Raw genomic sequence first — 13,956 nt, 5'->3', positions numbered from 1 at the left:
CTGGCCGCAATCCGGTTATTTACTGTTCAGTTTCGCTGGAGGGTCATCCCTGTCTGCGGCTGAAGGTGTGAGGGGCATTGATCAGCGGACGTTATGTATTTTTTCACAGGGCTGAGTTGCTCTGACCCGTCATTGAGGAATCGTTATGAGCCAGATAATTGCAATGCTGAATTTTGAAGAGGGCTATGCCGACGTGCCTTATCTCGACACGCTGGGCTTCCCGACGGTCGCGGGAGGGATTCGTATCGGCCCGAAAGGCGCATCGCTAAGTAACTATGCGTTCCGCGTTCCGCGCCGCGTCGGGGATGTGTGGAAGCAATGCATTCTGGAAGGCAAGGTGCAGGACATGCAGAGCCGGGAGCTGCTGCGTAATGCGCTGGCGAAGTGCAATGACGCCCGCACTGATGTGCTGCTGAGCATGGCCTATCAGCTGGGGGTCGATGGTGTGATGCAGTTTAAAAACATGCTTACCGCCATTGCCAGTGAGAACTTCAACGAGGCCGCAGACGCGATGATGAACAGCCTGTGGGCTCGTCAGACACCAGGACGGGCCCGGCGCCATGCTGAAGTGATGCGTAGCGGCACCTATGCGGTGTACAGGGGGCTGCTATGAGATGGCTGATGTTCCTGATTGCCGTGCTGACCGCGATCATCATTCTGCTGCTGCTGCAGCGCTTTACCACTCTGCAGTTTGTCTCCCACGCCCGTCTGTTATTCAAAACCTGGTCGGTCTGGCTCGCCTCGCTGGGATCGATGCTCAGCGCCTGGGCGCAATCCTTTCCCTCCGCCGCCGTCGATGCCTGGAGCGTACTGCCGGAAGACGTCAAAGCGATTCTGCCGCACAACTACCTTGGGCTGGTCGGCGCTTTCATGGTGGCGATGGGGGTGATTGCCCAATTTGTTCGTCAGAAAAACCTGCTGAATGAGAAGCAGCGGGCGGAGGTAACCAAATCATGACGCTGTTAACCACGTTACTCGGCGGCGGCTGGCACTGGATCGCGGCGCTGGCCGGCATCATTGCCGCGCTGGGTGCCAGCTATTTCGGTGGGAAAAAAATCGGCAAAGTGCAGCAAAAAGCGCGTTCTGACGTCGAAAACGCACAACAACAGGCGTCCCGCGTCGAAGCGGTCGCGCAGCAGCAACAACATAACCGTGAGGAGGCCAACCGTGTGGCGACTGACAATCACAACCTTGATGACGCTGCTGCTCGCGACAAGCTGCAGCAGTCGAAATACCACCAACCCTGAACCGGTCGCGATAACCGATTCAGCCTGCGTTCTGTTTTCCCCTCTTTATACCTACGGCGATGACGCACAAAAGATGGACGTTCGCACCGTGCGCGCTATTAACACCCACAACGACATGTGGGACACCCTCTGCGGCCACCCGGCCTCTGCTAAGTAACCTGCTGATAATCAGCGACTTATCTAAGTTATCCTGAGGAGGATACTATGATCGAAGTTAACTCTTTTGCTGAACTGCGTACGACTCCCCCATCAAAATCAGGTGAAATTGCGATCCTGAAACGCTATTACGACAAAGACTCGAGCTTCCGTGGCGGCGCAGACTTTGTTGGTTTCCTCAGTACTACCCCACTGAAAGATGATGGCGGTACGGTCGCTATCGGCAACGGTTTTTACTGGAAACGCACCATCAACGATCCTACTGAAGTGAATATTCTGCACTTTGGCGCGAAAGGGGATGGGGTAACTGATGATACCGACGCGTTTAAGCGGATGCTGGCGTGGACGCAGACCTATAACACCTACGTGAAAGCGCTGCCGGTTCGTTTTCCCGGTGGCCGCTTCCTGATTTCGCCTATCGATCTCAGCGATACCGAAATCCCGTTCTTCGGCCTGTTAGGGGACGATCTGGAACTCGGCTCACTGCCGCGCACCACGATTATTTCCGATAAAAGCGCCAATACGGTGTTTAAAGTAAAGGCGCGCCGGACTGCCATCAAAGGCATCGTCTGGAACGGGCAGGCCAGCGCCGATACCACCGCCAAAGTCACTATTTTACCCGAACAGTGCAGCAACAATCAGCCGTTCTTCGAAAACACCTGTATCGAAGGGCAAACCGTCAATATCAGCTGCTTCCGGGCGCAAAGCACTGGCGGCACGGTGTTTAAGCTGCAGGATACGCTCGACAGTAAGTTCGATCAGATCTACACCACCAGCACCTTTTCACGGGTGTTTGACGTCGGCTGGTCGAACTCACCCAATGGCGTCTGGGACCACTCAACCGCGATTGAGTTAAGTAACGCGAACTTCCAGTCCGGCTACGGCGATGCCACGCTCTATATGCCGCGCATGACGCAGGGCATCCTGCGTAACGTCTGGATTGAGCATACCCGCAATCCGGGCGATCTGTCGGATGGTGGCTGGACCATTGATACGCTGAACATTGAAGATTGCGGGACGCCGCTCAACCTCAACAATGCCCGCGTCATCATGCGTCAGATTAACCTGCAGGCGGGCGCAAAAATCACTAACGACCTGGCCGCCGGGAAATGGCTATCGACCTTTGAATACGGTTATCGCCGTGATGAAAACCACGGCAGCTTCCTGACCGGTTCACTGCGGGTCGGCTATTTCAGCGGCTATAAGGTGGTGAACAACACCGATACCGATAACTGGTACCGGCTGGGGCAGCTCTATTTCCCGAACCCTAATCAGGCATGGGTGATGGAACTGATCGGGAAAGCGGATGCGACCACGCCTTCCGGCACGGCAGGGTCGCCGGTCAACCTGCCGGGGACCGGCAGAACGCTGATTAATCTGCAGCGACTGGAGACGGTATGGGCGGATGCGTATCACATGGGCCAGCCTTCGGTGATGGATATCCGTTACGGCCGGGTCGGCACCACCTATGCGGTGGTCTGGGTCAAGCTGCGGGCCAACAGTGGCGAAACCATGTTCAACCTGAAGACCACCGGTCCGACCCGTTTTGATACCGGTTCCTGCTCGCTGTTCCAGTCTGATATGTCGGTGGTGACTGACATTACCAAAGTAGGGACGCTGAAACCGGCCGCACGCTTCGGCATGCATAACGGACTGGCCGGCATTGGTGCCAATGAAAAAGGGGTGGTGACTCTCGCAACGGCGGCGGGCACCCCGGCCAATAAAACCGCGCCGACCGGTTTTGTGCTGATCAATATCAACGGCGTTGACCGCAAGGTCCCTTACTACGATTGATGATCACCACTTTTGGGCGAGGCTGCGGCCTCGCCTTTTTTTGTCTGACGCCTGCGCCGCGGGCATCGGACTGTCAGGCGAGCTGCTGCGAAAATCCGCAGTTGAACGCCGCCTCTCTTGACGCATTTCCGCTTTTTTTCTAAGGTATTTCCCCGCTAATCCCGCCCGTTTGCCGGTATAGCTCAGTTGGTAGAGCAGCGCATTCGTAATGCGAAGGTCGGAGGTTCGACTCCTCTTACCGGCACCAGTTTTTCTCTTTATCAGATCCTCTTCTTCTATTACCTCCTTATTAGGTCTGTTTGGCCGGTTAACCTCAGGCAGGATCGCGCTCGCCGATTACCGCTCAGGGCGACATCGCTAGCGCGCGTGGCACCAATCTCTTTCCAGTTCAGCAGAGAAGGGCATGCGACTCGCACCAACCAGCTTCTGACGATTAATTTCAATTGCCGCTTGCGTCACTTAAAGAAGTGTGGCCTAATGAATCGTCGGTTTGATTAACAGACACTATCAAAGTAAGTATCCAAAGCAGTTCTCATCTCTAAGTTTGTCGCGAGACATCCCTTCTTTTTGAGTCTTCTCTTACGTTCTGATTAAAATCTGTTCTCAGGCCATTATGCCGGAAGGCTCGATATATTAAGGATTTAAGCATGTCTAACAAAATTCGCGGTACCGTTAAGTGGTTTAACGCAGAGAAAGGCTTCGGTTTCATCTCTCCTCAGGACGGCAGCAAAGATGTATTCGTACACTTCTCTGCAATCCAGGGCACTGATTTCCGTTCATTAGATGAAGGTCAACAAGTTGAGTTTACAGTAGAAAATGGCGCCAAAGGCCCAGCTGCTGCGAACGTTGTTGGTCTCTAAGGACTGAAAATTACATTTAAATGTCCTCACTGTAATGGCTCACAGTTTCGTACATCACACTTTGATGTTACAAGAGCCAATCCGCATGGAGCGAAATGCATTTTCTGCAAATCTGTCGTTGTTCAGGTGAACGCGGCGAGGATTGCACTTCAGAGCCAGCCTCGCGCTCTCTGATTAAAGGCTAACTGAGCTTTATAGCGTTGTTGCATTTACTGTAATGAAAGGCTGCCAATGGCAGCCTTTTTTGTTTCTGTCATTCTGCTTCTGCTTCTGCTTCTGCTTCTGCTTCTGCTTCTGCCTCTGCCTCTGCCTCTGCCTGAGTCTCAGCTTGCTCTGATGTTCACGCTATTCTGTTGCTTATCCCTGGCTCCGCCTGTTGCTGGCGCACGGCCTGACGTCATCGCTTCCCTGTTCAACAGAAATTAACTCCAGGCGCAGACGCTGGTCTGGCTGTAACAGCTGCGGGGCAACAACGTTACGGCCCGCCGGAGCAGGCCGCTGGAACAAACAAACTTCGCTACTTCTCAGCCACGGTATCAGGCACTGTGTGCTGCGTTCAGCGAGAGCTGTCCTACTTTAAATACGCTCATCGCCTGCGCCATCCGCTCAGCCTGATCCTGCAGAGCTTGTGAAGCTGCGGACGCTTCCTGCACCAGCGCGGCGTTCTGCTGCGTCACCGCTTCCATCTGGGTAATCGCCATATTGATCTCACTGATGCCGCTGCTTTGTTCACTGCTGGCGATGGTGATTTCGCTCATGATGTTTGCCACGCTCTGCACGCTGTTGACTACTTCGCCAATGGTAGAACCGGCATGGGTAACCAGCTTGCTGCCTTCATCCACCTTAGCGACCGAATCTTCAATCAGCACTTTGATCTCTTTGGCAGCCGAGGCTGAACGCTGGGCCAGATTACGCACTTCAGAAGCGACCACTGCAAAGCCACGGCCCTGTTCACCGGCACGCGCGGCTTCAACGGCTGCGTTCAGCGACAGAATGTTGGTCTGAAAGGCAATGGAATCAATTACGCTGATAATGTCGACAATCTTCTTCGATGACAGGGCGATTGCCTCCATCTTCTCAATCACCTGTTCCATCACCACACCGCCTTCACGCGCCACGCTGGAGGTGCTGGCGACCAGCTGGTTGGCTTCACGGGCGTTGTCAGCGTTGTGCTTCACGGTTGAGGTCATCTGTTCCATGGCAGACGCCGTCTCTTCCAGTGAGCTGGCCTGCTGCTCGGTGCGGGTAGAGAGATCAAGGTTGCCGCTGGAGATCTGGTTTGATGCCACCGCAATCGTATCGGAACCGGTACGTACTTCGGTGACGATGGAGAGCAGATTATCGTTCATCCGTTGCAGCGCCTGCATCAGCACGCCGGTCTCATCGCGTGACGTCACCTGAATTTTTGAGCTCAGATCGCCGGCGGCAACGCGCTCGGCAACATCAACCGCAGCCACCAGCGGGCGCACGATCGAACGCGTCAGGAAAAGGCCCAGCATAATTGAGGCCAGAATCGCCAGCGCAGAGAAAATCAGCGTGATGGTAATTGCTGACTGACCATTGGCCACGATGCTCTGGCCTTCGCCACGCAGCTGGGCATCCTGTGAATTGGCAAATGCGACAGCATCATCAAGGAACTTGTTCTGGGTCGCGGTCATCGACTTCAGCACGTAGGCGCTGGCAGCGTCGAAGTTGCCGCTTTTCACCAGCGTAACCAACTCCGTTTTGACCTTCTCAAAGGCTTCGGCCGATGCCAGCAGACCGGCAATTTTTTTCTTACCGACTGCCGTAACCTGAATGTCGGCGATCTTTTTCATGGCGGCGTTAGTACGCTGGGTTGCTTCGTCCAGCTGGCCGTAACGTTTCACGTTCATTTCCGGCCGGTTAGTGTCGATCACGATGCCGCGCAGGTATTTGATCTGATCGTTGACACCATCGCGCACATCAAATGCCAGTCGCACTTTTACGTAACGATCGTCCACGATCGAGGCGATCGCGGTGTTGATGCTGTTAATTTTCGTTATGGATGTCACCCCAATGACTATCAGTAACGTCACAACAATACCGAAGGCTGCGGCGAGCCGCATACCCACCTTCATATTCTTGATACTGACCATGCTTTTTTCCCCGTTTTATTATTTATCACTGTGTTATCAGCAATCAGGTTCCTTGCTGCTGTGCGCGATTCACCTGCTGTGCCCGGCGTCGTGCCGCCGAAAAAAGGGTGATCTCGCGCACACTGTTATCGGAGCGTTAAGCTTTACCTTTAATGTTTTTGAAGTAACAGGCAGGGGAAAGCGCACCATTAACCGCATGGATTAATCGTGTTTAACAAAACTGCCTTGAGATAACAGAAAGGCCGGATGTGCTCGGTTGGGCTGACAGCCACAAAACTGGCAGCCTGGACCGTAAGGGATGAAAGAAATCAGAAAACTAACAAGTAGAGGCCAACCCAGAACAGGGCGCTAAGAGACAAGGCGCTAATCCAGGCAAGCTGGCGTAAACGGCCACGCAGCACGTTTTGACGGGAGGTAACAGGTAAGGTTTCGCTGTGCATGGGTAAAATTCCTGGCTAAGTAGTAAAGACGCAGTGCGAAACAGGCCAGAGCGGCAGACCGAACGGCAGCGCGTCGGTCTGCATTCGCTTAGCGGGCTGCTTCGAGAACGTTAAAAATTACGTCGGAGAGTTCGTTTAACTCGAACTTAGCGACATAACCGTCGGCACCCACTTTGCGGACGTGATCTTCATTGGCGCTGCCTGACAGTGAAGAGTGGATTACCACCGGCAGCCGTTTCAGAATTTCGTCACGCTTGATGTTGCGGGTCAGGGTAAAACCATCCATCTCCGGCATTTCCAGGTCGGTCAGCACAAAGGCAATTTTGTCGTGAATTGACTCGCCCGCCGCCTGCGCATCCTGGCTCATCAGCTTGAGTTTTTCCCACGCTTCCAGGCCGGTGTTAAACATCAGCGACGGAATTCCCATGCTCTTCAGACCCTGCTCCAGCAGCTGGCGCGCCACTTTCGAGTCTTCCGCCACAATGGCGACGGCGCCGGGACGATAGTTGAATTCACGCGCTTTGGTGGCTTCAGGTTCCACACCGCGCACCGAAGGAATGATGTCATACAGAATTTGCTCAACGTCCAGCACCATCGCCAGATCGTTGCTCTGCTTATCACTGTCCAGACAGGCGATGCTGGTAATGTTGCGGCCACCAATCCCGGCTTCAGCGGTATGCACCTGGCTCCAGTCGAGACGCACAATGTTTTCAACCGACTCCACGGCGAACGCCTGGGTGTTGCGCGCATATTCGGTCACCAGCAGCAGATTCAGGCCGGTTTCTGGCACACAGCCTGCCACCGCCGGCAGATCAATCACCGGGATGAACTGGCCACGAATGCTTGCCATACCCAGCAGCGGTGAGCGCATGCCCGCGGCTTTGGTGATGGTTGGCATCGGCACGATTTCACGCAGCTTGAACACGTTAATGCCAAACAGTTCTGACTTGCCTTTCAGCTGATCGGAACCTAAGCGAAACAGCAGCAGTTCGAATTTGTTCGATAACGCGAGATTCGCTCTCTCATCAATCTCTTTTTGAAAATTATCCATCGTTGCCTCTGCCTTAACGCAGCTGGTGAAATAGGGTGTGAACAGGTTATCGGCAGCAAATGGAAAAAGGTGAGAACAGAAGGGGGAAATAAAACAGACGCCAATTATTGTGCCAGGCTTAACGGTGAAGGTTCGACATGGACACCTTTCCAATACAGGAGTGTGAAATGAAAAAAGTAATTTTAGCGTCGCTGTTGGTGGTAATGAGTGCTGGCGTGTATGCCGATGAGGGTGGCTACAAGGGCGGTGAAGCGCCGCCGCCGCAGCACAAGGAGGATGCAGGCTATAAGGGATCGGAAGATACCGGGCAGACTCACATCGATCAGATTCGCGACTTCCGTCAGGGCGGATACGTGACGCTTGAAGGCTATATCGTGAAGAAAGAGCAGGGCGATACCTATCAGTTCCGCGATAACACCGGCACATTACCGATCATTGCGCCGAAGAAAACCTTTGATGGTAAAACCTATTCGGCTGAGGACAAAGTGCGCGTCAGCGGCAAGGTACATGGCAAAGGGCAGCAAACCACGCTGCATGTCACTCAGATTGACGAGCCGTAATAACCAGGGCGAGGCGTTGTCAGCCTCGCCCGTCCTGTTTTAATCCTTCAGCAGAATCGCCCGGCAGGCTTTGCCTTTGATTTTTCCCTGCTTCAGTTTTACCAGGGCACCTTTCGCCTGCGCGGCATCAATCGCGACGTAAGCGTGAGTCGGCGTCAGCACAATCTTGCCAATCTGGTCAGCGCGATAACCTGCTTCACCGGTCAGTGCGCCGAGAATATCGCCTGGACGGATCTTGGCTTTGCGGCCACCATCAATACACAAGGTCATCATTGCGGCAGGCAACGGTTTGCTGCTGCCTTTTTTCAGCGTGCTGGCGGAAATCCACGGCAGCTTCTGCTGCAGAAAATCTTCCAGCGCATGGGCGCGAGCCATCTCATCAGCCGCAACCAGGCTGACCGCAACGCCGTGCTCACCAGCGCGGGCGGTGCGGCCAATGCGGTGCAGATGCACTTCCGGGTCCCAGGCCAGCTGATAGTTCACCACCATCGCCAGCGATTTGATGTCGAGTCCACGGGCCGCCACGTCGGTGGCGACCAGCACCCGGCCACTGCCGTTGGCGAAGCGGATCAGCACCCGTTCACGATCGCGCTGTTCAAGATCGCCATGCAGCGGCAGCGCACTGATATCACGCGCGTTAAGCGCCGCAGCAATCTCATCGCATTCACGACGGGTATTACAGAACACCACGCATGACGCAGGCTGGCGTTCGCTCAGCAGCGCTATCAGCAGCGACAGCTTTTCACCGTGGCTGGCTTCGATGAACTGCTGCTCAATCGACGGCAGTTCGCTGACTTCTTCCGTCACTACGCTCAGCGCATCGCGCTGGAAGCGACTGCTGATGGCAGCGATGCCTTCTGGCCAGGTGGCGGAGAACAGCAGCGTCTGACGTGAAGCGGGCGTGGCCTCAATAATGGTTTCCATATCGTCGCGGAAGCCCATTTCCAGCATCCGGTCAGCTTCATCCAGCACCAGCGTACGCAGGTTTTCCAGCTTCAGGTTTTCGCGTTTGATGTGATCCAGAATACGGCCCGGGGTACCGACCACGATATGCGGTGGATGCACCAGCGAATCACGCTGGGCGCTCATCGGCTGTCCGCCACACAAGGTCAGAACTTTAATGTTGCGGGTGAAGCGTGCCAGCTGACGCAGCACGTTGCCGACCTGATCCGCCAGTTCACGAGTCGGGCAGAGAATCAGCGCCTGGGTCTGGAACCGGGCACTGTCGATATGTTGCAGTAAGCCAATACCAAAAGCGGCGGTTTTCCCGCTGCCGGTTTTTGCCTGCGCGCGCACGTCACGACCCTGCAGAATGGCGGGCAGCGTGGCGGCCTGAACTGGCGTCATGCTGGTATAGCCCATCTCGCGCAGGTTATCGAGCTGGCTATCGGGAAGCGTATTGAGGGTAGAAAAAGCGGTCACGGGCGCGGCCTCTGAGGCTGAAAGTGGAGGGCATTATTGCGCGCGCAAGTCTGGCAGAAAGCCGGCCTGACGGCAACGGGAACCTTGAGGTAAGCAGTATGAAACAATCTGGTGAAGATCGGATAAGAATTAACCGAAGTGACACCGGAATTGGTGTTTTTTTTTAATCCTTTGGCGATGGTCAAAGAAAATACTACCGTTGCGTTTATCCAGCAAGGCCAGTCATTAGTTTATAACCTGCCGTTTTTAAAAATTTATTTCATTGTTAATCAGATAACTCCTTAAAAATAACTCCAGTAAAAGAATTAATCATTAAAAAATATCACCCTTAATGCCGATAAAAATCTGGCGCTAATTGCTTTATATTTAGCGCGCCATATTCCTGGTACAACGACCGGTAGAGGGTATTTTCATTGAGTAATAGCATCCAGGGACCACATGAGAATGTGCTTAAAATAGTAGGCCGCGCCGTACTGACACTGCACGTTCATGGAGAGAGCTTATCAGCCGATAAGATCGCTTCGATGATCGGCTGTTATGCGGAAGATGAGCCCTGTGATCAGGAAGATCGTCGCTTATATGCGCTGGCAATGGAACTGATGTCGAATGATAAATGGGCTAAAACCGCCTGACAGGCGGGTCCATTCAGGTAAATGCAGAGCCTCCGAACCGGAGGCTCTGTTATTTCAGGCGGAGGCCAGTGCAAATACCGCTTTACCGCGTGAAAAAGTCGCCACCACCGGTGAAATACGGGCCACCGCTTCTGCAGAACAACTTGCCGCCACCAGCATCATACTGGCTTCATCGCCCGATTTCGGCCACTGACGCTCGCCTGTTGCCGACAGCGGCAGCTGATTACCGGTAGCAATCGCCAGCGCCCGTGACAGCGAAAACTCATCCGATCCCCGATAGAGCTGCGCATACAAATTGGCTTTTTCCAGCATGCTGCCGGTGCCAAACGGCGACCAGTGATCGATAACGCTATCGGTGCCGGTCATTACGTTAATGCCGGCCGCCTGTAACTGCGGAATCGGCATGGTGAGTTTGCCGATCGGCAGAGTCGAGGCGACGCTGAACTGCTGCTCAGCCAGCCCTTCAATCATCCTTGCCAGCGCGCTGCCTTCCAGTGTTGCCAGCGCAAAGCCGTGGCTCAGGGTCACTTTGCCCTTCAGGGCAGGGTTACGGGCCACGGTATCGATCATGTACTGAATCGCCGCCACGCCTGCCGCTGAAGTTTCGTGCAGATGAATATCGACGCCACGCTGATAATCGAGCGCAATCCGGAACATCGTATCCAGCGATTTTTCCATCGCGCCATCAACGTTAGTGGGATCGAGTCCGCCAACGTACTGGACGCCGCGCTGCATTGCTTCGCGCATCAGGCCATCAACCTGAGAATGCAGCAGGCCGTGCTGCGGAAAGGCTACGATTTCACAGGAAAACGCGGGATGATTGGCCAGCGCTGCCTGCAGGTGATCAAGGCTTTGCAGGCCGCTGACCGGATCGATATTGCAATGGCTACGGGCGCGGGTGGTGCCTTTGGCGTTCAGCAGCGCAATCAATCCTTCGGCTCGCGCCTGAGAATGCGGCAGCAGCTGTGGGATCAGCACCTGCTCCCGGGCGATCATATCCATAATCGTTTTGCCCTGACGCGGACGTGGTGCCTGCCATGGGCCACCATAAAAGGTCTTATCAAGGTGGATATGCATATCCTGAGTGGCGGGCAGCAGCAGCGCGCCATGCGCATCCCACGCCGGCAGCGAAGCGTCGCCCTGGCCTGCCGGTTGCAGCCGATCAATTTTGCCGTCACGCACGCTGATGTCGTAAAGCGCGGTGCGGGTGGCAATAATCTCGTCGCCCTCGCGTTCAAATCCCTCTTCCAGCCGCACGTTGCGCAGCAGATAGCGATCCTGATGCGGCAGGGCGGTCGACTGCTTCGTGGCTGTTGATGGGCCACTGGCTGTCACGCTGGCCTGGCTAAAGCCGGCGGCCAGCAGACCGCCTGCCGCGGTCCAGCGCACGCTCTGGCTGAGAAAGTCACGGCGGCCTGGCGAAGGGGAAGTGGGCATCAGAGGCTCCTGCAATGTGGGTAAGCGGTTAATCTGACAAATGGCCGGCCGCTTTGCTGCGTTATTTTCCACTGCTGGCTAGTGGAAATTTCACTGCCAGCGTAACTGACCAAATGCCACCAGCGCTTCAGCCAGCTCACGCTGCAACGGTTCCTGTGGCTGACGACAGAACAGCGCCAGCTCGAAGCTATCGATCACCGGTAGTCCCTGTTCGCTGCCGAGCACCCGATGTTGCGGCAGGCGGCAACTGGCGGGCAGCAAGGTCAGGCCCAGCCCTTCGGCACTGGCGGCAGCAAGCGCCACCAGACTGGCGCTGCTGTAGCTGATACGCCAACTGCGCCCCAGCGCATCAAGCGTCTGGCAGACCTCATCGCGGTACAATCCCAGCTGCGGAAACAGTACCAGCGGCACTGGCGTCTGTTCAAAACAGGGTGACGCCGCGCTGTCGAGCCACAGCAGCGGTTCCGGACGCGACGCCAGCGGACGCTCGCCATAGGTCTGCTTGATCAGCATGATATCGAGTTCTTCACGTTGCCAGGCCCGGCGCAGCTCGACCTGCATACCGCTCATCACATCCAGTCGCAGCTGGGGATGATCGCGACTGAAATCGGCCAGCAGGCCCGCCGTCGGTGCGGCGAAATCTTCCGGTACGCCAAGACGCAGCACGCCATCGCGCCATTGATCGCTCAGCACGTCGTGCGCCTCACCGTTCAGGGCGATAATCCGGCGGGCATAGCCCAGCAATTTTTCGCCCTCTTCGGTGATCTGAACCTGATGTGACGAGCGCACCAGCAAATCTTTACCGACCATCTCTTCCAGCCGCCGTACCTGCTGACTGACGGTTGATTGCGACAGATGCACCCGATCAGCGGCGCGGGTAAAGCTGGCAGTTTCACACACCGCCACAAAGCTAAGCAGTTGCTGCGGCGTAAACATCGGCTGACGATTCATTTTCCCACTACCTGGCAGAGTAATATTTTATTTCCAAATAGTACCGTCTGCTGTCAGGCTGACAACTTTTAACGCTGCGGATGTGTGATGAACAGAGAAAATAAGCTGCTGCTGGCGGCGCTGGTGCTGGCCGGGCTGAATATGCGGCCCCTGATGACTTCGGTCAGTCCGCTGCTCGAACAGTTACGACAGAGTATTGGGCTGTCGCCGCTGGCGGCGTCGCTGCTGCCCGCCGTGCCGATGATGATGATGGGGATGATCGCCCTGACCAGCGCCCGGCTGATGCAGCGCTTTTCGGTGCGTAAGCTCCTGCTGGGCGGCCTGTTTCTGCTGCTGCTGGCGCTGGTGAGCCGGCTATTTATCAGCGATGGTCGCTGGCTGGTGCTGAGCACGATACCGGGCGGCGCGGGAATTGGCGTGGTGCAGATGGCGATGCCAGGGCTGATTCGTCAGCGCTTTAGCCGTCGCAGTGCGCCGGTGACTGGCCTGTGGGCCGGCGCGCTGATGGGCGGCGGTGGAATTGGCGCGGCGCTGACGCCGTGGCTGAATGCGCATGTCGGCTGGCAGGGCGCGCTGAGCAGCTGGACGCTGCCGGTGGTGCTGGCGCTGTTGCTGTGGCTGTGGCTGTTTATTCCGACCGCTGCGCCAGCAAAAGCGGCGGCGGTCGCGCTGCCCGCCTTGTGGCGCAAAACCCGCGCCTGGACGCTGGCGTTAAGTTTCGGGCTGGTAAACGGCGGTTATGCGATCTGCGTTGCCTGGCTGCCCGATTTCTATCATCAGCTGGGCTGGAGCGCCCAGGCCGGTGGCTCGCTGCTGGGCATGATGATTGGTTGTCAGGTGACAGGTGCGCTGCTGCTGCCGCTGCTGGCACGCGGTAACGATCGCCGGCCGCTGCTGCTGTTGACCCTGACGCTGCAGCTTTGCGGCATGCTCGGTTTTCTGCTGGCACCGCAGGCGGCACCGTGGCTCTGGGCCGGGATCGCGGGTGTCGGGCTCGGCGGCGCGTTCCCGCTGGCGCTGGTTCTGGCGCTGGATCATCTGGCACAACCGCAGGCAGGTGCGCGGCTGGTGGCGTTTATGCAGGGTATCGGTTTTATAATCGCTGGCAGCATGCCGTTTATCGCCGGACAGCTGCGTACGCTGACCGATCATTTCACCAGCGTCTGGCTGCTACAGGCGACAGTCACGCTGGTGCTGATCGTGCTTAACCTGCGGTTTCATCCGCGCAGCTATCCGCAGGCCTTTCCCGAGCAGCATCATTGATTTTGGTCCTACCAATTGCGGAAAAA

The 13,956-nt window shown here is 56.0% G+C and carries 14 protein-coding genes and 1 tRNA gene; 10 read left to right on the top strand and 5 right to left on the bottom strand.

The window, feature by feature from the left end; translation table 11 throughout:
* Positions 1–145: 145 nt before the first annotated feature.
* The 7 genes from FHW04_RS14545 to FHW04_RS14515 all read left to right on the top strand — a co-directional run bounded on the left by FHW04_RS14545 (position 146) and on the right by FHW04_RS14515 (position 4,231).
* The gene (locus FHW04_RS14545; protein ID WP_031374993.1) at positions 146–613 is read left to right on the top strand and encodes a glycoside hydrolase family protein; all 468 of its coding nucleotides are present in this window, start codon (positions 146–148) and stop codon (positions 611–613) included.
* Positions 610–957 (top strand): hypothetical protein, encoded by a 348-nt coding sequence (locus tag FHW04_RS14540; protein ID WP_031374994.1) that lies wholly within the window; start codon positions 610–612, stop codon positions 955–957. Before FHW04_RS14545 ends, FHW04_RS14540 begins: the two co-directional genes overlap by 4 nt.
* Positions 954–1,247 carry a hypothetical protein gene (locus FHW04_RS14535; protein ID WP_031374995.1) on the top strand — a complete coding sequence of 98 codons (294 nt, stop codon included), beginning with the start codon at positions 954–956 and terminating at the stop codon, positions 1,245–1,247. Before FHW04_RS14540 ends, FHW04_RS14535 begins: the two co-directional genes overlap by 4 nt.
* A 204-nt stretch (positions 1,248–1,451) precedes the next feature.
* The gene (locus FHW04_RS14530) at positions 1,452–3,197 is read left to right on the top strand and encodes a glycosyl hydrolase family 28-related protein (protein WP_069727908.1); all 1,746 of its coding nucleotides are present in this window, start codon (positions 1,452–1,454) and stop codon (positions 3,195–3,197) included.
* Between the two features lie 171 nt (positions 3,198–3,368).
* Positions 3,369–3,444 (top strand) — tRNA-Thr (locus tag FHW04_RS14525).
* A 400-nt stretch (positions 3,445–3,844) separates the two neighbouring features.
* Positions 3,845–4,057 (top strand): transcription antiterminator/RNA stability regulator CspE, encoded by a 213-nt coding sequence (cspE, locus tag FHW04_RS14520; RefSeq protein ID WP_009091867.1) that lies wholly within the window; start codon positions 3,845–3,847, stop codon positions 4,055–4,057.
* A gap of 3 nt (positions 4,058–4,060) precedes the next feature.
* The gene (locus tag FHW04_RS14515) at positions 4,061–4,231 is read left to right on the top strand and encodes a cold-shock protein (RefSeq protein WP_122983606.1); all 171 of its coding nucleotides are present in this window, start codon (positions 4,061–4,063) and stop codon (positions 4,229–4,231) included.
* Positions 4,232–4,593: 362 nt separating this feature from the next.
* Here FHW04_RS14515 and FHW04_RS14510 read toward each other — a convergent pair whose 3' ends face one another.
* A complete protein-coding gene (locus tag FHW04_RS14510; protein ID WP_089562361.1) occupies positions 4,594–6,174 on the bottom strand; it encodes a methyl-accepting chemotaxis protein in 1,581 nt (526 codons plus the stop codon).
* A 528-nt stretch (positions 6,175–6,702) separates the two neighbouring features.
* Entirely contained in the window at positions 6,703–7,665 is a 963-nt protein-coding gene (locus tag FHW04_RS14505) for a chemotaxis protein (RefSeq protein WP_031374998.1), read from the bottom strand.
* Between the two features lie 167 nt (positions 7,666–7,832).
* Here FHW04_RS14505 and FHW04_RS14500 point away from each other — a divergent pair, with 167 nt between their 5' ends.
* A complete protein-coding gene (locus FHW04_RS14500; RefSeq protein WP_031374999.1) occupies positions 7,833–8,225 on the top strand; it encodes a YgiW/YdeI family stress tolerance OB fold protein in 393 nt (130 codons plus the stop codon).
* Positions 8,226–8,264: 39 nt separating this feature from the next.
* On the opposite strand, the gene dbpA is transcribed toward FHW04_RS14500, so the two are convergent.
* Positions 8,265–9,647, bottom strand: a complete 1,383-nt coding sequence (gene dbpA, locus FHW04_RS14495) for an ATP-dependent RNA helicase DbpA (protein WP_031375000.1) — start codon at positions 9,645–9,647, stop codon at positions 8,265–8,267.
* 413 nt (positions 9,648–10,060) lie between these two features.
* Between dbpA and FHW04_RS14490 the strand changes: the two genes are divergently transcribed.
* Complete coding sequence (locus tag FHW04_RS14490) at positions 10,061–10,279, top strand: hypothetical protein (RefSeq protein ID WP_031375001.1); 219 nt, start codon at positions 10,061–10,063, stop codon at positions 10,277–10,279.
* A 54-nt stretch (positions 10,280–10,333) separates the two neighbouring features.
* Here the strand turns inward: FHW04_RS14490 and FHW04_RS14485 are convergent, their stop codons facing one another.
* Together FHW04_RS14485 and FHW04_RS14480 are read right to left on the bottom strand one after the other, a co-directional pair.
* Positions 10,334–11,716 carry an amidohydrolase family protein gene (locus tag FHW04_RS14485; protein ID WP_089562360.1) on the bottom strand — a complete coding sequence of 461 codons (1,383 nt, stop codon included), beginning with the start codon at positions 11,714–11,716 and terminating at the stop codon, positions 10,334–10,336.
* A gap of 90 nt (positions 11,717–11,806) precedes the next feature.
* Positions 11,807–12,667, bottom strand: coding sequence for a LysR family transcriptional regulator (locus tag FHW04_RS14480; RefSeq protein WP_089562359.1), 861 nt, complete (start codon positions 12,665–12,667; stop codon positions 11,807–11,809).
* An 87-nt stretch (positions 12,668–12,754) separates the two neighbouring features.
* On the opposite strand from FHW04_RS14480, the gene FHW04_RS14475 reads away from it, so the two are divergent.
* Positions 12,755–13,930 (top strand): cyanate transporter, encoded by a 1,176-nt coding sequence (locus tag FHW04_RS14475; RefSeq protein WP_089562358.1) that lies wholly within the window; start codon positions 12,755–12,757, stop codon positions 13,928–13,930.
* Positions 13,931–13,956: the final 26 nt, after the last annotated feature.

Source organism: Pantoea sp. AN62 (assembly GCF_050432985.1).
GTDB classification, from domain to species: Bacteria; Pseudomonadota; Gammaproteobacteria; order Enterobacterales; family Enterobacteriaceae; genus Pantoea; species Pantoea brenneri.
The sequence above is the reverse complement of the archived record's forward strand: the minus strand, read 5'-3'. Positions and strand labels throughout refer to the sequence as shown.